Origin of the sequence: Mycoplasma sp. 4463 (assembly GCF_048381515.1) — a bacterium.
GTDB lineage: Bacteria > Bacillota_I > Bacilli_A > Mycoplasmatales > Metamycoplasmataceae > Mycoplasmopsis.
Genome location: NZ_JBLWID010000001.1, coordinates 38,106 through 61,147, shown reverse-complemented (window position 1 = coordinate 61,147; position 23,042 = coordinate 38,106). Strand labels below are relative to the sequence as shown.

Sequence of the window (23,042 nt, the reverse complement as noted above, 5' to 3'; positions counted from 1 at the left end):
ATTAAGGAGGTAAAAATGGTTAAAATTAGATTAAAAAGAATGGGTGACAAGTTCAGACCAGTATACAAAATTGTTGTGGCTGACGCAAGAGCACCACGTGATGGTAAATTTATCGAAGCTTTAGGACACTACAATCCATCTTCTAAAGAATTTGTTTTAAACAAAGAATTAACTGCTAAATGATTAAAACAAGGTGCACAACCTACAATTACTGTTGCTAACTTATTTAGAGCTCACAAATTAACTTCAGAACTTAAAAAATAATGAAAATTAATTTTCTTACTTTATTCCCTAGATACTATGAACCTTTTGTTAATGAAAGTATTGTTAACTTAGTTAAAGAAAAAGGACTAGTGGAATTTAATGTGGTTGATTTCAGAGACTTTTCTAAAGATAAACATAGAAAAGTTGACGATGAGATTTATGGTGGTGGTCACGGGCTACTTTTACAAGTAGAACCAATTGACTTAGCTTTAGAAAGTTTAGAAAATAACGGTGGATATAGAATTTTAGTTTCTCCACAAGGTAAACAATTCACTCAAGAAATAGCAGAGGAATTATCTAAAAAGGATCAAATCACTTTCATCGCCGGAAGGTATGAAGGGTTTGATGAAAGAGTACTTAATTTTGTTGATATTGAATTATCAATAGGTGATTATGTACTTACAGGAGGAGAGTTACCATCAATGGTAATGGCTGACAGTATTATCAGATTACTTCCAGGAGCCATTAGAGATGAATCACATCAAAATGAATCTTTCCAAGGTAGAGGTTTATTAGAACATCCACAATATACAAGACCAAGAGAATACAAAGGCCACTTAGTGCCTGAAGTATTGCTTAATGGAGATCATAAGAAAATTAAAGAATGAAAAGAGCAGGCTAGTTTAGAAAAAACTAAAAAGAATAGACCTGACCTTTATGAAAGGATAATTAAAAATGAGAAATAGATTATTAGAGTTAGTAGAACACCCACAATTACGTACAGACTTACCTGAATTCAAAACAGGAGACAATGTTAAAGTTCACGTACGTATCCGTGAAGGTGAAAAAGAACGTATTCAAATTTTTGAAGGTTTAGTAATCAGTAAAAAAGAATCAGGTACAAGAGAAATGTTCACAGTTAGAAAAATTTCTTACGGAATTGGTGTTGAAAGAACATTTCCAGTTAACTCACCTTTAATCGCACACATCGAAGTAGTTCGTTCAAACAAAGTTAGAAGAAAAAGACTTTATTACATGAGAAATCTTAGTGGAAAAAGTGCTCGTCTTAAAGAAATCAAAAAGAACAAATAATTTAATCACAATACCTTATTACATATGAAACCAGTTATAATGACTGGTTTTTTGTATAAAAAAATAGCAACAAGTGCTATTTAATCATTTCGTATAAGTCTTGCTCACTTATAATTGGAACATTTAATTTGTTTGCTTTATCAAATTTAGTTGCTCCAACATTTTCTCCAGCAACTAAGTAATTTGTTTTGCTTGAAATCGAAGATGAAACAGTTCCTCCATTTTGCTCAATGATTTTTGAAAGTTCATCTCTAGAAATTGAATGCGTACCAGTAATTACAAAAGTTTGATTTTTAAGTTTATCAGATTTAGGTTCATTATTTGATGATTTGTAAATTAACACACTGTCTAATTTTTGTATCAATTCTTTATTTTTATTATCTGCGACAAAATCTTTAAGTGATTGAACTATTTCAGGTCCAATTGAATTAATTAAAAGGTACTCATCAAGGTTAATTTCGAATAGGTCTGAAAGTTTTGTCAATTTTTCTGAAATCATTTTTGCAACTACTAGACCTATGTTTTTGATTCCTAAAGCAAATAATGCTTTATGTAATTCAACATTTTTTGCTTCTTCAATAGAAACTAAAATGTTGTTTAATCTTTTATCAGCAATCTTAATTTTAACATCAGGATTTGATGAATTTTCTTTGAAAAATTCAAGAATTTCATCAGTCTTATCCTTTAGATTGAAAATTGAATATTGGTCTGTAATTCAACCTTTATCAAAGAAGAAGTTAAGTGTCTTTTCACTTAGTGAAACAATGTTAAGTGCATCTCTAGAAACAAAGAATGATAAGTTTCTAGTTAGTTTTTCATAACAGTTTGGATTTTCACAAAATTGATCAACAATTCCTGGGTATTCAACTAAAACCGAATTACAAGAAGGACAATTTAGTACCTTAGGGAAAATTGAATTTGTATATTTAGTTTTTAACTCAATAATTTTAGGAATAATTTCACCAGATTTAATTAAAACAACTTGGTCACCTATGTTTATGTTCATATTAGAAATAAAATCATAGTTGTGAAGTGTTGCGTTTGAAACTGTTGTTTGAACTAACTCAACGGGGTCAAAACTTGCTACATAAGTTATTTTTCCGGTTCTACCAACTGTGGCTACTATTTTTTTAATAATCGGATATGCTTCTTCGGTTTTGTATTTATATGCAATTGCATATCTAGGGAATTTAGCAGTTTTACCTAATAAATCTCAATATTCAAGTTGATTTAGTTTAATGACAAAACCATCACAGTCATATTCAAATGAATCTTTAACTAATTCAAACTCATTAATTCTTTTGATTATTGATTGAAAATCTTTTTCTACATAGTGATATTGATGTGAAGGTAAGCTTAATGATTTTAAGAAATCAACAATTTGTGATTGTTCTTTTAGTCCGTGCTCTAATGGATCGACAATATCATACATAATGATTTGAAGATCTCTCTGAATGATTAATTTACCATTTTTCTGTCTTAAAGTACCTGCTGCCATATTTCTGGTATTAGCAAAATAATCTTCTGTAGGCTCTTTTGGTTCTTTTGGAAGTGCTTTGATTTTACCATTATTGTAATCACCTAATTTAGATAAATAAGCTGGTCAAGTTTTATTAATAAATTCAAGTTTCTTCTCTTCGAATTCTTCTTTTAATTGTTGATTAATTTCAAGGAATTTAGATTTGTTGATATAAATTTCCCCTCTTATTTCAATTGGTTTTAGATAATTAATTGTTTTAGGGATGCTTTTGATGATTAGAGCATTTTTAGTAACATCCTCACCAACTTTACCATCTCCACGAGTTACTGCATTTGCTAATTTACCATCTTTGTAAATTAATGAGATTGATAAACCATCAATTTTAGGTTCAAGATTGAAGTTAATTTGTGATGAATTTATAGGTGCTGTAGCATTTTTAATAAAATCATTAACTTCTTCTTGTGAATATGCTTTAGCTAGTGAAAGCATTGGTTTTTGATGAGTATATTTAGAGAAGTTTAAACTTGGAACACCACCAATTTTAGTTGTGGGAGAATCTTCTTGAATAAACTCAGGATACTTAATTTCAAGCTCTTCAAGTTCTCTTAATTTACTATCATAAACAAAGTCATCAACAAGTGGTTTATCTAGATTGTAGTAAGCGTGATTGAGTTTATTTAACTCATTTGTAAGCTCAATAATGTAGTCTTTTATTTCGTTTTTTGTAGCAGGTATTTTCATATTTTTAAATTATATAGTTTATATAAAGTTTTAAATAAAATAAGCAAATTAGTAAGTTATTTGCTAAATTTTCAGACACATTATTTTTATATTTGTATATAATTAAAATATTAATAGATCGAGGAGAAATTATGAAGTTCGAAATTAGAGAGTTCACAGTTGATAAAAAAGAATGATTAACTGTACAAAATAATGTTTTAAGTTACTTAGAATCAAATAAAAGAGAAGGTCAGAAAATTGATCAAAAACTTATTTTAACATCAGCATCAAATGCTTATATGGATTCAGTTAAACAAAAATTAATGGAAGAAATGAATCTTAAAGATGCAGATAAAATTGCATTTTTACCAGTTCCACAAGATGTTAAATTCACAATTGAAGATTTTTCATTTAAATTAAAAGTTTTCTATGAAGATAACCTTGAAAAATATAATTTAGATATTAAACCTGAACCATTTAAGTTATTATCAAATGACTATAATGCAAAAATTGATGAGTTTTATAACTTATTTATTTCAGGTTACAAATTTAAACTTAATGTTGATAGAGACGTAGTTGAAGCTAATGATAATGTAATCATTGAAACTAAACCTGCAGATATGCAAGAGGCTAAATTTGAAAAATATCAAATTATTGCAAATCCTGAAAGTGAACATCAATTTGAAAAACAATTAATTGGTGCAAAACTAGGAGAAGTTGTTACTGTAAATTATGCAGGAAGAGACTTTTTAGTCAAACCTATTCAAATTGTTGAAATTAAAGAAATGCCAATTACTGCAGAAAATGTTCATTTATTAAATATTGACCAAATTAAAAAAATGGATGATGTTAGAAAATATGTTGAAAAAACAATTTTAGAACAAATTGTTAATGATTCTGTTTTTGCTTATGGTGAAAACATTTTAGGTCAATTATTAAAAGAATTTAATCAATTACTTGAAATAGATAATGAATTAATTGAAAACGATATGAAAGAATTTAGATTTAAAGAAGACTTCGCAGGAGATAAAAGAGAAGTTGTTAAATCTACAATTATGAACTACTTCTGAACTATGCTATTCAACAAGAAGTTAGGAATTAAAATTGAATACAGTGAAATGGAAGAAGAAAGACAAAAATTATTCACTATTTTTGGAGAAAAAGCTAACCAATTCGGTGTTCAAGCAATTTCAAATATTGTTTTACTTAAAAAACTAGGGACATACTACTTATCAAAAAATGAACCTGCAGTTTTTGAGGAAAATAAAGAATACCTACAAAAGTATTTAAGTAAATAAATGTATTAAATCAAAAACACCGGTGTCATTATTGAGGTGTTTTTGATTTTTTTATAAACTGATTGCAAAATATTCTAGCTTGAACTGATTATATGTGTTTTAGTTTCACTTAAAAATTACAGTTTTTATGGCTATTTTGTAATTCTAATTATCATAATAATATTACTTATATGACTAGGAATTTTTTAATTATTTAATTGATAATAATATAAAATATGTTTCATGAAGAATAAAGATAATTTTGCAAATGAAAATTGCAATAAAACTACTACACCAAAATCATCTTGAATTACTAATTATTTCAAATTTAAGTCAAAGAAAATTGACCTTATTAATAAAGCTTCAATGAATCTGGATGCTAATAATTCAGCAGTGATAATCAACCCTGCTGAGATTCAAAAAGAAGAAGAAAAATTAAAATACAAGATGGCGAAGTATTTAAATAATTCAAAACAAAGTAAGCTTACATTTAAGACTTTTTGGGTTAAATATTGATTAAAACTAGTGCTTACTTTTGTATCAGCATTAATTTTTAACTTTGGAATTCACATCTTTTTATCAAAAGCAGACACAATTCCTTCTGGAATTACAGGAATTCCTACTATCTTGCAATATTTGTTTCCTGTTTTAAGAAACTATTTTGCTTTAATTTATTTTGCATGTAATTTACCTTTATTCATTATATTTTGAAGAAAAGTCAAGTTTAGTTTTATAGGATTAACTTTATTCTTTATGCTTTGTTTACAATTAACAAACTTTATTTTCACAGAAGAGCATGTTCATTCATTCTTATTTGAGAAAATCAATTTAGTTCCTATTGACTATGATAATTACAATGTATCAATTAAAGATACTAAAGCAATTGTTGAAGTCGCTTCAACACCTGGGCAAGCTAATTTAAAAGAATTAATTGATTTTAAATTAAATCCAAGTGCATTTAGTGCTGAGAAAGCTGCAGAATTTGAAAAATACGCTCAATATTCAATTGAACAATTAACACAATTAGCTTGATATTCAGATGGAATCAGCTGAGGTGTTTTACTTTATGGATGTCTTGGAGCAGTATTTATTGGTACAGGGATAGCTATTTCGTGAAAAGTTGGTGGTTCAACTGGTGGAACAGATATTATTGCTTACTACTTCTCAACAAAACATAAGAAAAGTGTTAGTTCAATTCTTGTTATTGTTGGTTTTGTAACAGCAGTTACATTTGTACTTATTTATGGATTTGTTCGTCCAAATCAAAATGGTGAGTTATTCGGAATGAGAGAACTTTCAACATTCTTATACTTAATAGTTACTAACTTAGTTGTTGGTATGTTATATCCTAAATATAAGAAAGTAAACTTAACAATTATTTCATCAAATCCTGAAAGAATTATTGCTTACTTCAAACTTATTAATTACTGACACAGTTACAGAATTGAACGTTTCAAATCAGGTTACACAGGTAAAACTGCAATTAAAATTGAAACTACAATTCTTCTTCTAGAAGAGAAAAACTTAATTGCTGATTTAAAAATAATCGATCCTACTGTTTGAGTTTCTTGCTCAAAAGTAGCTAAAGTTTCTGGTAATTTCAATACAAACTATGTAGAACAGTAAAAAAACTGTTCTTTTTTGATCAATTTTTACTATATAAATGAAAGGAGGCTAACTATGAAACTTAATGATCTAAAACCACTAGAAAAAGAAAAGTATTCGCAAATTCAACCTGGTTTTTCGTTTGCCGCTTTAGTTCCGTTAATTCCATCGATAGTTCAAAGCGCAATATCTATTCTTGGTTTATTTAAGTCATTTACATCAAATTCAGGTTCACTTAAAGGTAAAGATCAAGAATTCAAGTGAGATAATACTGTTAAGAAAACTTCTAATGTAATTGAAAATTACTTATTATTTTAAAAAAATCACTATTCATAATTTTTCAATTCAAAGTCAAGATTTCATTGAAAAAATTTGTATAACTTCTATATTTTAGACTAAAAAACTTACTAATTTTACTTTATTACTATATAATAAGCATGTTACATTTGTAACCGTACTAAAGAGGTTCATCAAGTGCATAAGCCACCTCAAAGACGAGCCACATTTTGGAGGTATTGCATGTTTGCAATTATCGAATCAGGTGGAAAACAACTTTTAGTTAAAGAAGGTCAAACAATCTTCGTTGAAAAACTTGAAGGTCAAGAAAACTCAGAAGTTAAATTTGACAAAGTTTTATTAGTTAACGATAAAGTAGGGAGACCTTACTTATCTAATGCTGTAGTTTACGGAACAATCGAAAAACAAGGGAAAGCAAAGAAAATTGTTGTATATCGTCACAATGCAAAGTCTACTCACAAAAGAAAATTAGGACACCGTCAACCTTACACACGTGTTAAAATTACAAAAATCGAAGGGTAATTAGAATATGGCACACACGAAAGCCGGTGGTTCTACCCGTAACGGTCGTGATTCTCATAGTAAGCGTTTAGGTGCTAAATTAGGTGATGGACAATTTGCAACAGCAGGATCAATCATTTACCGTCAAAGAGGAACAAAAATTTTCCCAGGACAAAATGTTGGTCGTGGTGGAGACGATACATTATTCTCAAAAATCGATGGATACGTAAAATACGAAAGCAGAAGAAACAGAAAGTATGTTTCTGTATATCCTGAAAGACAAAACTAATTTTAATTTATATAGTAAAACGTGCCACAGCAAGTATGTGACACGTTTTTTTATTTCTAAATTTCAGTAACAGAAGTAATTAAAGTAGCTCCAGACTTAATAAGCTGATTATTCAAATCACCAAAATCATCACTAGGGAAACATTTTATATCCTTACCAATATCAGCAAAGTAATTTACTAACTGTATTGCTTTTGAGTTTCCTTTCAAAGAAAACGAAATAAATTGTTTGCTTAATAAAGAACTTAATAAATTTGCTTGTTTAAAATATTCTCTTCTAGGATGACAATTTAATGGATACTGAGATATATACAGTTCATTTGGTTTTAAGGTTTGTTTTAAAATCTCATCATTAAAACCTTCTTTTAGAATGTGAATAATAGAACCATTGTGATTTCTATAAAAATCAACAATAGATTTTTCACTTTCTTTATAGTCATTGGTAATTAACACATGAGAATTAACCATATTTTCAAGCTGTTTTTCAGAATTAAAACTATCTAGCAGATTTCTTTCGTCAACTAGATAAACTTTATTTTTGTTTTTAAGTAGCGAAGTGTTTCCATACATATAAAGCACATAAGGTGGATATTTAATAATGTTTAAATTCAAAGGATATTCTTCATCTAAAATGGTGATGAACTTTATTTTCTTTTTCACATACTCTTTTACTCATTGTGTTAATAGATTCATATCGATTTTAGGAATGCTTTTAAGGTTTTTATAAATTATGTAGTTATTTCCCTTGTGTAAGTTAGATAAATAAAATAATATTAAGTTCATTTTTCTCCTCCTATTTACAATAGTAAATTTAGCTGAAAATGAACTATTTTTATACCTAGCACACTATTAGTTTAGTTTAAATAAAAAACCTTTGTTTTAGTATAAATTTAATATAATTACTTTAAAAATTATTAGGTTTATTTTTATTCATTTTTATCTAGGAGAAAATATGAGAATTGCATTTTTCGATTCTAAAGATTACGATATTAAATACTTTGAAAAATATAATGATGGAAGACACGAAATTACTTTTTTTAAAGAAAACTTAAACTTAGATACAGTTAAGTTAGCTAAAGGTTACGATGCTGTATGTGGGTTTGTTAACACTTATGGTGACAAAGTAATTTTAGAAGTCTTAGTAAAAATGGGTGTAAAAGTTTGATTGCAAAGATCAATGGGATACAACAAAATTGATGTTGCTAAAGCTAACGAGTTAGGGATTCACGTCTACAGAATTTTTAACTACTCAGCTGAAAGTATTGGTGAATTTGCTTTTGCAGGATTATTAGCGCTTAACAGAAATCTTTTAATTGCTAATAAAAGAGTTAAAGATTACAACTTCTCATTAAATGAACTTGATGGACTTTGTGTTGGAAACTCAACAATTGGGGTTGTTGGTTCAGGGAAAATTGGACAAACATTTATTAAAATTGCTAAAGCAACAGGTGCTAGAGTTTTAGTATTTGATGCATTTGCTCAAGATAACTTCCCTCAATTAGCTGAACAATTCGGATTTGAATGAGCTTCATTTTCAGAAATCTTACAAAACTCAGACTTTATTTCAATCCACTGTCCGTTATTGGCTTCAACAAGATACTTATTTGATAAGGCTGCTATTGATATGCTTAAACCAGGAGCAATTATTATCAACACAGCCAGAGGAGAAATTGTTGAATTACAAGCAATGATTGATGGACTTAAATCAGGTAAGGTTCGTGGATTTGCAACTGACGTTTTAGAAAGAGAAGAAGGAAGATTTTACGAAGACGTTTCATCAAGAATTAAAGAACTTAAAGAACAAGATCCACAATGAGCAGAATTAATTGAAATGGACAACGTTTTAGTAACATCACACCAAGCATTCTTAACAGATTTAGCTTTAACTCAAATAGCTAAAACAACATTAGAAAATGCAGATGCTGCGCAAGCAGGAGATTACTCAAAAGCATTAGTTTTATTAGAGAATGGAAAAATACAAAATGGTTAATACACAGGAATTATTAATTAAGAAAAATAGCTTTTTCAAAGATTTATTTAGCTTCTTTAAATTAAAAGCATCAGAAAGACAAAATGCTGAGAAACCAGCTGATTTAAAAACTTGAATCATCCACGGTTTATCAGAATTTATTGGAACAATCTTTTTATCACTTGCATTAGCAGGTTTATCAATTTACACATCTTCAGGTAAAGTTGCTGAAGAATATATGTTACATAAAATCATTGTTGGATTTTATGCAGGATTTATTGCTGTTGGGGTAGTGTTATTCATCTTCTTACGTTGAAGTTGTGACCTCAACCCAGCTGTCACTATTTATCGTTATATAAACGGTAGAAATAATGGTTACTATGCTTTATATAAAATTGCAATTCAATTCTTAGGAGCTTTTGCTGCTGCAGGATTCATCTATTTATTCGGATATTTATCAGTACCAGAAGGACACTTACCTAACGCTCCAATTACAGCAATCGGTGCTTACTCAAGTTCATTCGTTGCTGAATTAGAAAAAGGTTCAAACGTATCAGCTAATCAAATTTTAGCAAGTGGTACAGCTTGAATCTTCTTCATTGAGTTAGTTATGACAGCTATTTTATTATTCCCAATTTTCTCACCAAACATTAACAACAAATACCGTGATTTAATGATTATGTTTGTGATTTCATTATCAGTATGAATGGGAATTTTAGGGGCTACAGCAGCTATTAACCCAGCTAGAGGATTGGCTCAACAATTGCCTGCATTTTTCGTATCACAAGGTGAAGTTCACAACCACTTCAGTGATAAAGTTGCAAAATTAGCTACTGACTATGGTTTTGATACTACATTAACAACAGCAGAATTAAAAAATGCATTTGCATTTGATTCATTAGTTTATGCAACATTTGCTATGTTATTAGGTGACTTATTAGCTCCAGTATTCTATGCATTTGTTCAAGGATTTACACAAAGAGTTGTAAACCCATTTGTTGTTAAAGTTATTGCATTTAAAAACTTTAGAACAGACTCAATAACAACACCAGAAAAAGAAGCAAATAAATTAAACAACAATAAACAATAATAATCTTAAGAATCACTTCTTAAAGTGATTCTTTTGTTTCTAATAGGAAAGGATAATATGAAAAATAACGAATTAGCCTTGGAGTTAGCTTCAAAAGAATTAAACATTCCTACAAATCAAGTTCAAACAGTTTTAGAAATGTTATCTAATGGAGATACAGTTCCTTTCATTTCACGTTATAGAAAACAACAAACTGGTGGGCTTAATGAAGAACAAATCTATCAAATTGAATCTATTTACAAATACAAAGAAGAGCTTTTAGATAGACAACAAGCAATTATTAAAATTCTAAGTGAAAAGAATTTACTTACAGACAAACTTAAAGAGCAAATCTTAAATACAACTGTCAAAAGTGAATTAGAATCAATTTATGAACCATTCAAAGTTGGTAAAATCACAAAAGCAACAAAAGCCATTGAACTCGGCTTAGAGCCACTTGCAAAGAGGATTTTTGAGAACAAAAGTCCTCAATTTGATATTGTAAGAGAAGCTAAAAAATACTTAACAGAACAAGTACCTACAGTTGAATTTGCTATTGAGCAAGCTAATTTCATTATTGCACAGTGAATTTCACAGAATGTAGAAATCAAAAATCAAATTAAAGAATCAATCTACAATTTTGGAAGAATTAAAACAACAAAGTCTAAAAAAGTTAATGATGAAAATGATGATTTAGTATTCTTAAATTACTATGATTTTTCGACACCTATCAAATACATTAAAAACCACAATGTATTAGCAATTAATAGAGGTGTTAAATTAGATAAACTTAAACTTGAATTTGAGTACAAACACGAGCCATTAGTTATTATCATTTTAAAAGCTATCGATAAAACGAGAAATAATAAAGACAATGTTATTGATGTGATTAATGATTCACTCAAAAGACTTATTTTACCTAGTGTAGAAAGAGAAATCTTTAGCGACTTATTTGAAATAGCTGAAAAAGCAAGTATTAATATATTTGCAAATTCAGTTGAAAAATTATTAACTGCTCCAGCAATTACAGGGCACAATATTTTAGCCATTGACCCTGCATATGTTAATGGATGTAAAATAGCTGCATTATCTGAAAATGGAGATGTTTTAGGTATTGCTAAAATTTACCCTAATAAACCACAAGAAAAAGTAGCAGAGGCAACTAAAGTAGTTTTAGATTTTATTAACAAATATAAAATTACTATTGTTGTTATTGGAAACGGAACAGCTTCAAGAGAAACTGAATTATTTATTTCTAATATTATTAAACAAAACAATTTAAAGGTTAAATATGCTATTGTTTCTGAAGTTGGAGCTAGCGTGTACTCAGCTTCACAAATAGCAATCGAAGAATTCCCTAACTTAAGTGTTGAAGAAAGAAGTGCGATTAATATTGGTAGAAAATTCTTGGATCCATTAAATGAGTTAGTAAAAATTGATCCTAAATCAATTGGTGTCGGACAATATCAACACGACTTAAATCAAAAAGAATTAGAGCAATATTTAAACTTCAAAGTGCAAAAGGTGGTTAATGAGTTCGGTGTTGACTTAAACACTGCTACAAAGCATATTTTGATGTATATAGCAGGTTTAAGTAAGAAGATAGCTCAAAATATTATTGAATACAGAAATAGTAAAGAAAGTAAAAATTTCGAAAACAGAAATGAACTTCTTAAAGTTCCGGGGTTAGGTCCAAAAAGTTTTGAACAGTCAGTAGGTTTTTTAAGAATATTCACTTCATCAAACTTTTTTGATAAAACAATAATTCACCCTGAATCATATAAATTAGCATCAAAAATTGTTGAAAAATTTAACTTAAAACCAAGTGAACAAGGTATAGATGTTTCTAACTTAAATGCACAATCTATTGCTGACGAGTTAAATTCAGACATTTATACAGTTGAATTGATACTTCAATCATTAGCAAGTCCTACTAAGAAAATTGTTGATAATAAATCAGGATTTATCTTAAAAGACAGTGTGTTAGATGTAAATGACTTAAAAGTTGGAGATACAATTCAAGGAACTGTTGAAAATATTACTGATTTTGGTATATTTGTTTATATCGGAATCAAGAAAAACTTATTTATTCACATAAGTAATTTAAACTTAAATCGAAATGAATCAATCTTCGATAAGTATTATCCAGGTTTAGTGATTAACTCTCAAATCACTGAAATTGACTTACAAAGAAATCGTTTAAGTGGAAAAGTTTTAGAGAACTAAAAAAATGAATAGACCAGTGTATAAGGTCTATTCATTTTATTTAATCTTAAAGTTAAGTTTTAAAACAGAGTTTAATGAGCTTTCACCATAAGTCTGTGTGAACTCGTGGATTTGAGCGACAACATGCTTGCTAGCACCAAGTAAGAAATTGAAATTTCAATTCTTACTTTGTTCTTCCATATATTGCAATAAATGGTATCTTCCAATAATTGAAGCACATGCAACTGATAAGTGAATGTCTTCAGCTTTATTAACTAGCAATGTTGGTAATTGTAACTCATTTAATTTAGCTCAGTTATTTTCAATAAAGAATTTTTGATGATATTTTAATATTGAATTAGTTGTTGAATATTTATCAATAATAATTGCAGTTGCTTGAATTTTGTATTTTTTAGCCAATGTACTCAATGCACTTGCGTGAGTGAAAAATTTGAGTTCATTAGCATTATAAGACTTGCTTAATTTGTTATATCCAGCTTGTGTAAGTGTGTAAACGGAATATTCAAGAAATTCCATTAATCTAGGAGCTAAAGATAAAATTTGTTTATCAGATAGTTTTTTAGAATCCTTTACACCTAATGAAGCAACAAATTGTTTAAGCTTATTTGGTAAATAAACTGCACAAGAAACAAGTGGTGTTCAGTAATCACCGACCCCTGTTTCATCAACCCCAATTACTTGCTCTAAATCAACATTAAGTTGTTTGATATCATCAATATATTTCATTATTCTTCCTCGATAGCTTGAATTTTTCTTTTACGTGCGTTTGATTTTTCTATCTCGGCTTGTGGATTGTCTAAGAATTTGTGAATGTATTCTCCGACTCCACCTTCTTTGTTTGTTTTAGAAATTCTAATTGATGCATATTTTTTAACATCTTTTGAAGCATTAGCCATAGCTACTGAAATGTTTGCGATTTTAAACATAGGAACGTCGTTAAACCCATCTCCTAATGCAATTGTGTTTTCAACTTTAACGTCGTAGTATCTAATTAACATACTTAAAGCTTTACCTTTGTTAGCTGTGATGTTAGTCATATCGAAAACAGGTGTTAAACCTTCTCCTTTTGATCAGTATGAGAATTCAGCTAAGTCACCATATCTTGATTTAAGGTATTTTCTAAGTTCTTCAATGTTTGTTGTCTCTTTAACGTCAAAGATAATTCCTGTAGGCATTAAAGGAATTTTGTATAAGTCTAAACCGATACGTAATTTTGAACTTGTTTTAAATCCAAAAACTTTTTCAAGTTCTTCATCACGGTGATCTAATTGAACTCAGTCTGGTCCTTCAATAGCGATGTTTGAAACTTCTTTTTTAACTTTAGGATCACCTAAAATGTATAATGCTTCGTTTAAGTTTAAGTATTTAATGTAAGGGATGAATTCTTGATCATATGGATGGTGAATATGCGCTCCATTGTAGTTAGCAACGATTGTGTTAAGACCTAATGATTCATAAATGAATTTAGTACTTCTTCAAGGTCTTCCTGTAAGGATACATACAACGTGTCCTTCTTCTGTTGCTCTTTTAATTGCGCTAAGTGTTCTGTCGTGAATAACACCTGTTGCACTAGATTGAAGTGTTGTACCATCTAAGTCAATAGCAAATAAAAATTTTTCTTTTTCTGCTGCCATAATCTACCTCTTTCTTTAAATTATTTTTGGAAAATTTTATTCCTATGGCATAGGAATATTGATTGAAAATACAACATATTTGTAAAATATGTTTATAAATTATAAAGTATTTTAAAAAAAACGGTAATTTGTGAGAAAAATTGTGAAAAATTCTATAAAAAAGTGAAAAATTGCAATTTTTATCCTTAAATTTAGGGATTATGGAAAAAGATAAAAAAAATAGACTGAAAAATCTTTTTTCTATATAATTAGTTTAAACATTATTATTTATATTAAATAATAAAAACTTAACTTGTTAAATAGAGGTAGTGATGATTAAGTATCAAAGAATTCTTTTAAAACTTTCTGGAGAAGGTTTTGCAAACAAAGAAAAACATTTAGCAATTGACTATGATTTAGTTCACAAAATTGCATTACAGCTTAAAGAAATTGTGGCTAAAGGTATACAAGTATCAGTAGTTATAGGTGGAGGAAACTTCTGAAGAGGTGCTTCTGCTGAAAAAAATGGAATTAACAGAAATAAAGCTGACTATATTGGAATGCTTGCTACAATTATGAATGCTATTGCCTTAGGTAGTGGTTTCGAGCGTGTTGGACTTAAAGCTAGAGTTCAAAGTTCGTTAAACATTGATCAAAGAGTAGCTGAATATTACGTTAATGAAAAAACAATCAAATACTTAGAAGATGGTGAAGTTGTTATCTTTGCTGGAGGGACAGGTCGTCCATTCTTTACAACAGATACAGCAGCAACATTATATGCATCAGAAGTTGGTGCTCAAGTTATTTTAATGGGTAAAAATGGAACTGATGGAATTTATGATTCAGATCCTAAGAAAAATCCTGATGCAAAACATTATGATCACATCACTTATGATGAAATCTTAGAAAAGAAATTACAAGTTATGGACTTAACAGCCACAAGTATGGCTAGAGACAATAATATTAATTTAATTGTGTTTAATTTATTAGAAGAAAATTCAATTTTAAATGCACTTGAAGGAAAAATCAAACATACAGAGGTTACTAAATAATGGAATTAGATATTTATTTATTAGATTTTGCTGAAAAAGCAGAAAAAGCACTTTCACATTACCGTTTTGAATTATCGAAAATTTCAACAGGTAGAGCTAACCCTCAATTGATCAAAGGTATTCGTGTCAATTACTATGACACACTTACACCACTTGAAGAATTATCAAACATTTCAGTTCCTGAGCCACAACAATTATTAATCAAACCTTACGATATCACATCAGTTAAGGAAATTAATAAAGCTCTTGAAAAAGCAAACTTAGGTGTTATGCCAATTGATGAAGGGAGTCAAATTAGATTAAACTTCCCTCCTCTTACAACTGAAAAACGTAAGGAAATGGTTAAATCATTATCTAAGTTAACTGAAAATGCTAAAGTAGGTGTTCGTAATGCTCGTCAAGAAGTTAATAAAGCTATCAAAGCTGATGAAGAGTTATCAGAAGACGAACAAAAAAGATACTTAGATGTTATTCAAAAAGAAGTTGATAAAGAAATTAGTAAAATCGACAAAATTACAAGTGAAAAACAAGAAGAATTAATGAATAAATAAATGTCAAACTAGCTTTTTAGCTAGTTTTATTGTATTTATAAGAAAGGAGACAATATGACTAATGATACAATTGCAGCAATCAGCTCAGGTTCTCATATAAATCAACCAATTTCAATTGTTCGTGTATGTGGCCCTGATGCAGTAAATGTTGTTTCTAAAGTTTTTAAAGGAAAAGTTGGTGCAGATCACACAATTTCATATGGTTTCATTCATGATAATGGACAACTTATTGATGAAGTTTTAGTCATGTCATTTGTCGGTAAAAAAGATGCAAATGGTAATGATGTATTCAATAACTATGTTGGCGAACCTTTAATCGAAATTAACTGTCACGGTGGAATTGTTGTGACAAACAAAGTTTTAAGTTTATTACTTGAAAATGGTGCCAGATTAGCCGAACGTGGTGAATTCACTAGAAGAGCTTTTTTAAATGGAAAAATGGACTTAATTAAAGCTGAAGCTATTCACGATTTAATTATGGCTCAAACTTCATCTCAAGCACTTGCGTCGGTTAATAAATTCAAGGGTAAAACTTCAGGTTTAATTGATGAGTTCTTAAATAAGATTGCTGTTTTAATCGGTCTTGCTGAAGTTAATATTGACTACCCTGAATACGATGATGTTGAACGTTTAGATTCGATTAATATGTCAGAAAAAATTTCTGTTTTAATCAGTGAGCTAGAAAAAATAGTGAAAATTTCAGAGGATTCTAGATATGTTTTTGAAGGTGTTAAAGTTGCATTTTTAGGAAAACCTAATGTTGGAAAAAGTAGTATTTTAAATGCACTTTTATCAGAAGATAAAGCAATTGTTACAGATATCGCAGGAACTACAAGAGATTTAGTTGAAGCCACCTACAAAATCAATGATATGTTATTTAAACTTGTTGATACTGCTGGTTTAAGAAACACTCAAGAAATTATTGAAAAAATTGGTATTCAAAAATCATTAGATCAAATTGAAAAAAGTGATCTTGTAGTTCACGTCGTATCTGCGAATGAATCTGAAGATGATTTTGATAAATTAATTGAGCAAAAATCAAAAGAGTTAGGTAAGTTCTATTTAAAAGTTATGAACAAAAAAGACTTGCTAAAGCCAGATAAGTCATTAGATGATAACGTTATTTATATTTCTGCTTTAAATAACGATATTGAAGCATTAGAACAAGGTTTAGTTTCAAACTTCCAGAATATCAACATATTAGATGAACGTATTTTTTCAAATACACGTCAACTTTCACTTATTAAGCAAGCTTTAAATTCGCTTAAGGATGCTAAAAATGCACTTGACAACTATGCAACTTTTGACATGATTATCATCGATTTGTATGCAGCGTGAGATCAATTACAAAATATTAAAGGAAATGTAAACAGAGAAGACTTATTAGATGTTATGTTTAGCACTTTCTGTTTAGGTAAATAATATGAGTTCAAAGAAAAATAAATTTGTTGATGCACATAATCATTTATCAATGACTACTTACAAACACGAAGACATTATTGATATGATTTGTGAGCAAGCTTATGCTAATAGACTTGAATTTATGATTGTTAATGGTGGTCATGCTGAAGAAAATAAAGAAGTTATCAAGTTAGCTAAAAAGTATCCTGATTTAATTAAACCTGTTATAGGAATTCATCCTGAAGATGGAATTGATGAGAATGATTATTTAAGATATAAAGGTTTAATTGATGAGACTATTGTTGGAATTGGAGAAATTGGATTAGATTACTTCTATGAAGAAGGTGTTCCATCAAGAGAAAATCAAATTAAATCATTTAGAAATCAAATCAAATTAGCACAAGAATTAAACCTGCCAATTGTTGTTCACATTAGAGATAAAATCGACCAATACCAAGCCTATCAAGATGTTTATGATATTTTAAAAGAGTTTCCTAACATCAAAGTTATGCTCCATACATTTGCTGGAAATATGGAGTGAGCTAAGAAATTTTTAGAATTTAAAAATCTTTATTTCTCATTCAGCGGCGCTGTTACATATGGAACAACAAACCAAACTAGAGATATTATTGAATTTTTACCACTTGAAAGAATTCTTACGGAAACTGATGCTCCATTCTTAAGAGTTCATCCATATACAGAACAAAAAAATGAACCAAATACAGTTTTATTTGTCGCTTACTACATAGCAGGAATTAAAAAAGTAGGCATGGATAAATTCACAGACAGAATTAATAAAAACTTAAGGACTTTATTTAATTTATAATGCAAAATAAAAAAGAAGTTTATGCAAAAAAGAAGTTTGGACAAAACTTCTTAAAAGATCAAAACATTTTACGCAAGATAATCAATGTATTTGATGTAAAAGAACAAAAAGTGTTGGAAATAGGACCGGGTAGAGGTGCTTTAACTAATTATCTTTTAAATGCAGGCGCTTATGTAACTGCTTTTGAAATTGATACTGATATGGTTGATGTTCTAAATAAAGAAATAAACAATCCTAATTTTAAACTTATTCATCAAGACTTCCTGGAAGCTGATATAACTAATTTTAAGGATACTTACATTATTGCTAATATTCCTTATTACATAACAACTGATATCCTATTTAAAATATTTGAAAACAAGGATAATTTTGAAGGTGTATTAGTAATGGTTCAAAAAGAAGTAGCGCAAAGAGTTTGTGCTAAACCTAATACAAAAGATTATTCAAAATTGTCAGTTTCATCACAATTTTTAGCTGATTGTAAATTAGAATTTATTGTTCCTGCAAATGCTTTTTCACCTGCTCCAAAGGTTGAATCAGCTATTTTATCTTTGAGATTTAAAAATAATGTTTCATTAAATGAATGAAATTCAATTAAGGATTTCTTCAAATTATGCTTTGAAAACAGAAGAAAGAAACTTTCTTATTCATTACAAAATAAATATTCAAAAGATCATATTCTTAATATATTTGAACAATTGGGGTATGATGACAATTTAAGAATTCAACAATTATCAGTAGAGAAAATTGTTGAACTATTTAATATGTTAGAAAAGTAAGTGTAACCACTTGCTTTTTTCTAAATTATAAAAAGTAGAATATTATAAAAAATACTAATAGTATTGAAAATAAGGTATATAAAAATTAGGGGGTGAATGTAAAAAAAAAAAAAAAGTATAATAAAAATATAGGACAAAAAACAAATCAGAAAGGACGTTTGTATGAAAAAGATTGAATTTAGATTTAGCGAACAAAATCCAATGAAATTGGTTTTGGTTGAAAATGCTTGTGCTGGCGATATTATTGATTTGTCAAGTTTAAGTAATACGGAATTATTCATTTTAAGTAACAGCATAAACAATGAAAGAAATGATGATATTAGAAATCAAGTAAAAACAGAAATACTTGAAAATCTTACAAATTTACCTGAATATAAGGTTAATGTTCAAGGTGTGATTGATGAGTATAATAAAAAGATTACTGATCTAAAAACAGAACTTGAAGTCTCAAAAAAAGCAAGACAAGACGAAATTGCAAAATTAGAATCATCATTTAAATTAGCTCAAGAAATAGAAAAACAAAAACAAGCTGATACTTATAATGATTTGAAAAATCAGTTAAGTGAATTAAAGGGTTCCATGAATTCGACAATTGAAGCTGAGAAAAGCAAGCTTGAAGTAAATAATATTAAAGCAATAGAGAAGGTTAAAGAAGAATACAAAATAGAAAAACAAAAACAAGCTGATGCTTATAATGATTTAAAAAATCAATTAAGCGAATTAAAGGCTTCAATGAATTCAACAATTGAAGCTGAGAAAAGCAAGTTTGAAGTAAATAATATTAAGGCAATAGAGAAGGCTAAAGAAGAATACAAAAAAGAATTAGAAAAAGAAAATCAAGTTAAGAATAATCAAATTATCGAAGAATTAAAAAACAATTTTAAAGAGCAAATTGAAGAACTTAAAAAAGAAAGAAATGAAGTTCAAAATAGATTAGAAGCTGCTAATGACACAATTGATGCTCTTAAAACAAGTAAATCATTATTATCTTCAAAGAGAGTTGGAGAAAACTTTGAAGAACAAATTGCTCACTTATTAGATCAGTACACGAACTTGGATGATTTAGTTGATTATGAAAAAACAACAACTAATATTGATGGTACAAAACCAGACTTCTTAGTTACTTTCTACAAGAACGAAAATAATAATAGAGTGAAAATTGGTTCTGTTGTTATTGAAGCGAAATCAGAAACAGAAAATGGTTCACAAAAGAACTCGCAATTCATAAATAAATTAATCAAAGATCAAAAGGCTCGTCACGCAGAAACCGCATTCCTAGTTACTGAATTGGAAAAAGAAGATGACTTTCTTGTAAAAATTGAAAGAGATAAAGATAACAAGAACCAAGTTTGAGTAATAAGATTACCATTTATGATTCAAATGTTGCAACTACAACGTTATATGTTTTTAAAGGCTTCTGAATTCAATTTTGTCGAACTTAGAGATAAAATGAAAATTCTTGAAGAATTTGAACAATTCAAAAAGAAACTTTTAGAAACAAGATTAGATGCACTTAATAAAGTTGCGACTGATATGAAGAAACAAGTTGAAAAAATTCAAGATTCAGCTAATGCACTTGAAAACTTACTTACAAATGATCTTGAAAGAAAATTCAGATACTTAGTTGATGAAGTAGAAAAATTCAAATTAACTAAGAAAATGAACAAAGTTAATTGAGATAGTGCACCACAATCTGTTGAAGCTAAAGCTCCACATTTAATCGAGGGAGCACAAGAAGCTCACATAGTTGAAGTAGAAGAAGAATAGAAAAAGAAAATCAGCAAATAAACTGCTGATTTTTCTAATCCTTTTTATATTTATTCACTTTTTCTCTTTTGATTTTAGGTAAATTCAGAACCATTGTAAACTCACCTCTAATAGAGTCTAAATTTGTAAAATGCTGAAGAATTTCGCTAGCAGACCCATAAAAAAGATTTTCATGTAGTTTTGTAAGTTCTTTAGCTAAACAAATTTTTTCTTGTCCATTAAATACAGAATTAATGTCTTCTAAAGTTGAGATTAATTTATGAGGCGACACATAATAAATGTGTGTACCGATATTCAATTCTTTAAGTTGATTAATTCTTTGTTGACTTTTGTCTTTAATAAAACCGTGAAATGTAAAGTCATTAGTAAAGTTAGAAGCAACAAATGCTGTTATAGCTGCATTTACACCCGGGATAATTTCGATATCTATGTTGTTTTTTCTTGCTTCAGCAATAACTTCAAATCCAGGATCTGATACAACAGGCATACCTGCGTCAGATACTAAAGCGACGTCTTCTCCATTAGATATTAAGTTAATAATCCCTTGAGCACTATGTTTTTCGGTGAAATTATTGTATGTTAATAATTTTTTATTTGGTATTTCATATCTTTGAAGAAGTTTAGAAGTTACTCTTGTATCTTCGCAAGCAATTATGTTTACCTCTTGTAAAGTTCTTAATGCTCTTAAAGTTATATCTTCAAGATTACCGATTGGTGTTCCTACAATATACAATTTAGCCATAGTACTCCATTAATTTGTTTAATAAAAGTTGTTTATGTAATTCGAAATTACCTTGAAAGTTTTTTGAGTTATTAAAGTCATCTAAGTCAACTATAAATGTTAATAAGTTAGGGCGCTTTTCCAATAATTCTTGTCTTAGTTTATTTAGTTCTTTGTGCAATGGTAATGTTTTAAATTCTAAAAACTTACCTAATATGAATGCTTTTAATAGTGATAAAACAAAGTGTGCATCTTTATCGTTATCCTTATTTACTATTGTTCTATCTAAATATTCAAACATATAAATTTTATTTAATAAAGATTGTCTTGTAGCAATTATGAAACCTGCAATAAGATGTTGATATTTATCTAAGTGTTCAGAAGCTTCAGTTAAAAAAGTTAAATCGTTAGAAAGCATTTTGACAACTGAAAAAGTTGGATCATTTTTCAATGAAGCAAATTTTTCTTCTATTATCTCAGGAGAGAGAATATCAACTTTTAAGACTTGTGCACGGGATAATATGGTTGGAAGAACATTATTCACATTATTTGTTGTCATTATAATAACAACTTTATCTGATGGTTCTTCAATTGATTTTAAAAGTGAATTAAGTGCAATTAATGAAGAGTTTTCAATGTTTTTAATGATAACTATTTTGTACTTATCAAAGTTACTTGAATAAGAAACTTCATTAAAAACATTTTCAAATTCTTCTTTTTTAATAGGTTCTTCTGAACCGTCCAAATAGTAAATGTTAGATGGTAGATTTAATTTGTCTAATTCACCTATTGCAGTCGGATTAATGTTGTTGATAAAATCTAACAAATCGTTGTCAAAATTGTAGTTACTATTAGCAGTTAATAAAAATAAATGATTTAGCTTATTTAATTTTGCTGAATCATTTATTGACTTTAATATAGATTGATTAATCATTACTCGAATGATTTAAGGTAAGATAAAAATTTTGGACTTTGTTGTAACTGCTTGATAATATCTTCTAAAACTTCATCTTCTGTTTGAGTAGCGTCAATAATAATGAAACGTTGAGGGTCTGATTTAATCATTTCTAAGTACCCTTTGTAAACATCGTGGTGGAATTGTAATTTTTCTTGTTCCATTCTGTCTTCAACTAATCTTGTTTCTTCACGACGCTTTTTAGCTTGCTCTGGAGTTAAATTTAAGAAAATTGTAATATCTGGCATTGTTCCATTAATAACTATGTTAGTAATAGCTTTTGTAAATTCAATACCTAAATTTCTTGCATATCCTTGATACGCATAAAAGCTGTCTACATATCTATCACAAATAAGAATTTTATTTTCTTTAAGTGCTGGTCAAATTACTTTTTCTAAGTGAATTCTTCTACTTGTTGTGTATAAAAGAGCTTCAGCAACAGGTGAAAGATCTGATTCTTTGCTTAAAATAATTTCTCTAATTTTTTCAGCTTCTTTAATCCCTCTTCCACCAGGTTCTCTTGTTCAAAGAGCAGGAATGTGTGGGTAAAGTTCCTGTAATTTTACATAAAGTTTCTGTGTTAAAGTAGTTTTACCACTACCGTCTAAACCTTCAAATGATATAAACATAGTTTCCTCCAGATGATTGT

At 28.6% G+C, this 23,042-nt stretch carries 24 protein-coding genes; 17 read left to right on the top strand and 7 right to left on the bottom strand.

The features are described 5' to 3' along the window. Positions 1-15 precede the first annotated feature (15 nt). The 3 genes from rpsP to rplS are packed head-to-tail and all read left to right on the top strand — an operon-like array spanning position 16 to position 1,296. Positions 16-264 (top strand): 30S ribosomal protein S16, encoded by a 249-nt coding sequence (rpsP, locus tag ACNF36_RS00250; protein WP_418303315.1) that lies wholly within the window; start codon positions 16-18, stop codon positions 262-264. After that, on the top strand, positions 264-950 hold the full coding sequence (gene trmD / locus ACNF36_RS00245) for a tRNA (guanosine(37)-N1)-methyltransferase TrmD (RefSeq protein ID WP_323189610.1): 687 nt from the start codon (positions 264-266) through the stop codon (positions 948-950). Before rpsP ends, trmD begins: the two co-directional genes overlap by 1 nt. Then, complete coding sequence (gene rplS / locus ACNF36_RS00240) at positions 940-1,296, top strand: 50S ribosomal protein L19 (RefSeq protein WP_257089090.1); 357 nt, start codon at positions 940-942, stop codon at positions 1,294-1,296. The genes trmD and rplS overlap by 11 nt, the downstream gene beginning before the upstream one ends. 76 nt (positions 1,297-1,372) lie before the next feature. Here the strand turns inward: rplS and ligA are convergent, their stop codons facing one another. Beyond that, positions 1,373-3,517, bottom strand: a complete 2,145-nt coding sequence (ligA, locus tag ACNF36_RS00235; protein WP_418303314.1) for an NAD-dependent DNA ligase LigA — start codon at positions 3,515-3,517, stop codon at positions 1,373-1,375. Between the two features lie 131 nt (positions 3,518-3,648). On the opposite strand from ligA, the gene ACNF36_RS00230 reads away from it, so the two are divergent. The 5 genes from ACNF36_RS00230 to rpmA all read left to right on the top strand — a co-directional run bounded on the left by ACNF36_RS00230 (position 3,649) and on the right by rpmA (position 7,465). Next, positions 3,649-4,794 carry a trigger factor-related chaperone gene (locus ACNF36_RS00230; RefSeq protein WP_418303313.1) on the top strand — a complete coding sequence of 382 codons (1,146 nt, stop codon included), beginning with the start codon at positions 3,649-3,651 and terminating at the stop codon, positions 4,792-4,794. A gap of 222 nt (positions 4,795-5,016) precedes the next feature. Then, on the top strand, positions 5,017-6,399 hold the full coding sequence (locus ACNF36_RS00225) for a YitT family protein (RefSeq protein ID WP_323188722.1): 1,383 nt from the start codon (positions 5,017-5,019) through the stop codon (positions 6,397-6,399). Between the two features lie 54 nt (positions 6,400-6,453). Continuing rightward, positions 6,454-6,696, top strand: a complete 243-nt coding sequence (locus ACNF36_RS00220; RefSeq protein WP_418303312.1) for a hypothetical protein — start codon at positions 6,454-6,456, stop codon at positions 6,694-6,696. A gap of 201 nt (positions 6,697-6,897) precedes the next feature. Continuing rightward, positions 6,898-7,197, top strand: coding sequence for a 50S ribosomal protein L21 (rplU, locus tag ACNF36_RS00215; protein WP_257089080.1), 300 nt, complete (start codon positions 6,898-6,900; stop codon positions 7,195-7,197). Between the two features lie 7 nt (positions 7,198-7,204). Further along, complete coding sequence (rpmA, locus tag ACNF36_RS00210; protein ID WP_257089078.1) at positions 7,205-7,465, top strand: 50S ribosomal protein L27; 261 nt, start codon at positions 7,205-7,207, stop codon at positions 7,463-7,465. A 56-nt stretch (positions 7,466-7,521) separates the two neighbouring features. Here the strand turns inward: rpmA and ACNF36_RS00205 are convergent, their stop codons facing one another. Next, the gene (locus tag ACNF36_RS00205; RefSeq protein WP_418303311.1) at positions 7,522-8,247 is read right to left on the bottom strand and encodes a DNA-processing protein DprA; all 726 of its coding nucleotides are present in this window, start codon (positions 8,245-8,247) and stop codon (positions 7,522-7,524) included. Positions 8,248-8,416: 169 nt separating this feature from the next. On the opposite strand from ACNF36_RS00205, the gene ACNF36_RS00200 reads away from it, so the two are divergent. Genes ACNF36_RS00200 through ACNF36_RS00190 form a run of 3 tightly spaced genes read left to right on the top strand, consistent with a single transcriptional unit; the run spans position 8,417 to position 12,728 of the window. After that, positions 8,417-9,454 carry an NAD(P)-dependent oxidoreductase gene (locus tag ACNF36_RS00200; RefSeq protein ID WP_418303310.1) on the top strand — a complete coding sequence of 346 codons (1,038 nt, stop codon included), beginning with the start codon at positions 8,417-8,419 and terminating at the stop codon, positions 9,452-9,454. Further along, on the top strand, positions 9,432-10,523 hold the full coding sequence (locus ACNF36_RS00195) for an aquaporin (RefSeq protein ID WP_418303309.1): 1,092 nt from the start codon (positions 9,432-9,434) through the stop codon (positions 10,521-10,523). The genes ACNF36_RS00200 and ACNF36_RS00195 overlap by 23 nt, the downstream gene beginning before the upstream one ends. Positions 10,524-10,580: 57 nt before the next feature. Further along, positions 10,581-12,728, top strand: coding sequence for a Tex-like N-terminal domain-containing protein (locus tag ACNF36_RS00190; RefSeq protein ID WP_418303308.1), 2,148 nt, complete (start codon positions 10,581-10,583; stop codon positions 12,726-12,728). A 36-nt stretch (positions 12,729-12,764) separates the two neighbouring features. Here the strand turns inward: ACNF36_RS00190 and ACNF36_RS00185 are convergent, their stop codons facing one another. Together ACNF36_RS00185 and ACNF36_RS00180 are read right to left on the bottom strand one after the other, a co-directional pair. After that, positions 12,765-13,454 (bottom strand): ribonuclease HIII, encoded by a 690-nt coding sequence (locus tag ACNF36_RS00185; protein ID WP_418303307.1) that lies wholly within the window; start codon positions 13,452-13,454, stop codon positions 12,765-12,767. Next, complete coding sequence (locus tag ACNF36_RS00180; protein WP_257089066.1) at positions 13,454-14,362, bottom strand: Cof-type HAD-IIB family hydrolase; 909 nt, start codon at positions 14,360-14,362, stop codon at positions 13,454-13,456. The genes ACNF36_RS00185 and ACNF36_RS00180 overlap by 1 nt, the downstream gene beginning before the upstream one ends. 311 nt (positions 14,363-14,673) lie before the next feature. Between ACNF36_RS00180 and pyrH the strand changes: the two genes are divergently transcribed. The 6 genes from pyrH (at position 14,674) to ACNF36_RS00150 (ending at position 20,717) form a co-directional block, all read left to right on the top strand. Next, positions 14,674-15,393, top strand: a complete 720-nt coding sequence (pyrH, locus tag ACNF36_RS00175) for a UMP kinase (protein WP_257089064.1) — start codon at positions 14,674-14,676, stop codon at positions 15,391-15,393. Beyond that, positions 15,393-15,944 carry a ribosome recycling factor gene (gene frr / locus ACNF36_RS00170; RefSeq protein ID WP_323176728.1) on the top strand — a complete coding sequence of 184 codons (552 nt, stop codon included), beginning with the start codon at positions 15,393-15,395 and terminating at the stop codon, positions 15,942-15,944. The genes pyrH and frr overlap by 1 nt, the downstream gene beginning before the upstream one ends. Before the next feature lie 54 nt (positions 15,945-15,998). Further along, a complete protein-coding gene (gene mnmE / locus ACNF36_RS00165) occupies positions 15,999-17,366 on the top strand; it encodes a tRNA uridine-5-carboxymethylaminomethyl(34) synthesis GTPase MnmE (protein ID WP_418303306.1) in 1,368 nt (455 codons plus the stop codon). Position 17,367: 1 nt separating this feature from the next. Beyond that, on the top strand, positions 17,368-18,171 hold the full coding sequence (locus tag ACNF36_RS00160) for a TatD family hydrolase (protein ID WP_418303305.1): 804 nt from the start codon (positions 17,368-17,370) through the stop codon (positions 18,169-18,171). Further along, a complete protein-coding gene (rsmA, locus tag ACNF36_RS00155; RefSeq protein ID WP_418303304.1) occupies positions 18,171-18,950 on the top strand; it encodes a 16S rRNA (adenine(1518)-N(6)/adenine(1519)-N(6))-dimethyltransferase RsmA in 780 nt (259 codons plus the stop codon). The genes ACNF36_RS00160 and rsmA overlap by 1 nt, the downstream gene beginning before the upstream one ends. A gap of 162 nt (positions 18,951-19,112) precedes the next feature. After that, the gene (locus ACNF36_RS00150; protein WP_418303303.1) at positions 19,113-20,717 is read left to right on the top strand and encodes a DUF2130 domain-containing protein; all 1,605 of its coding nucleotides are present in this window, start codon (positions 19,113-19,115) and stop codon (positions 20,715-20,717) included. A 34-nt stretch (positions 20,718-20,751) separates the two neighbouring features. On the opposite strand, the gene rsmI is transcribed toward ACNF36_RS00150, so the two are convergent. The 3 genes from rsmI to tmk are packed head-to-tail and all read right to left on the bottom strand — an operon-like array spanning position 20,752 to position 23,022. After that, a complete protein-coding gene (gene rsmI, locus ACNF36_RS00145; RefSeq protein ID WP_418303302.1) occupies positions 20,752-21,459 on the bottom strand; it encodes a 16S rRNA (cytidine(1402)-2'-O)-methyltransferase in 708 nt (235 codons plus the stop codon). Then, entirely contained in the window at positions 21,452-22,372 is a 921-nt protein-coding gene (locus ACNF36_RS00140; protein ID WP_418303301.1) for a hypothetical protein, read from the bottom strand. The genes rsmI and ACNF36_RS00140 overlap by 8 nt, the downstream gene beginning before the upstream one ends. Then, entirely contained in the window at positions 22,372-23,022 is a 651-nt protein-coding gene (gene tmk, locus ACNF36_RS00135; protein WP_323188320.1) for a dTMP kinase, read from the bottom strand. Before tmk ends, ACNF36_RS00140 begins: the two co-directional genes overlap by 1 nt. Between the last annotated feature and the right edge of the window lie 20 nt (positions 23,023-23,042).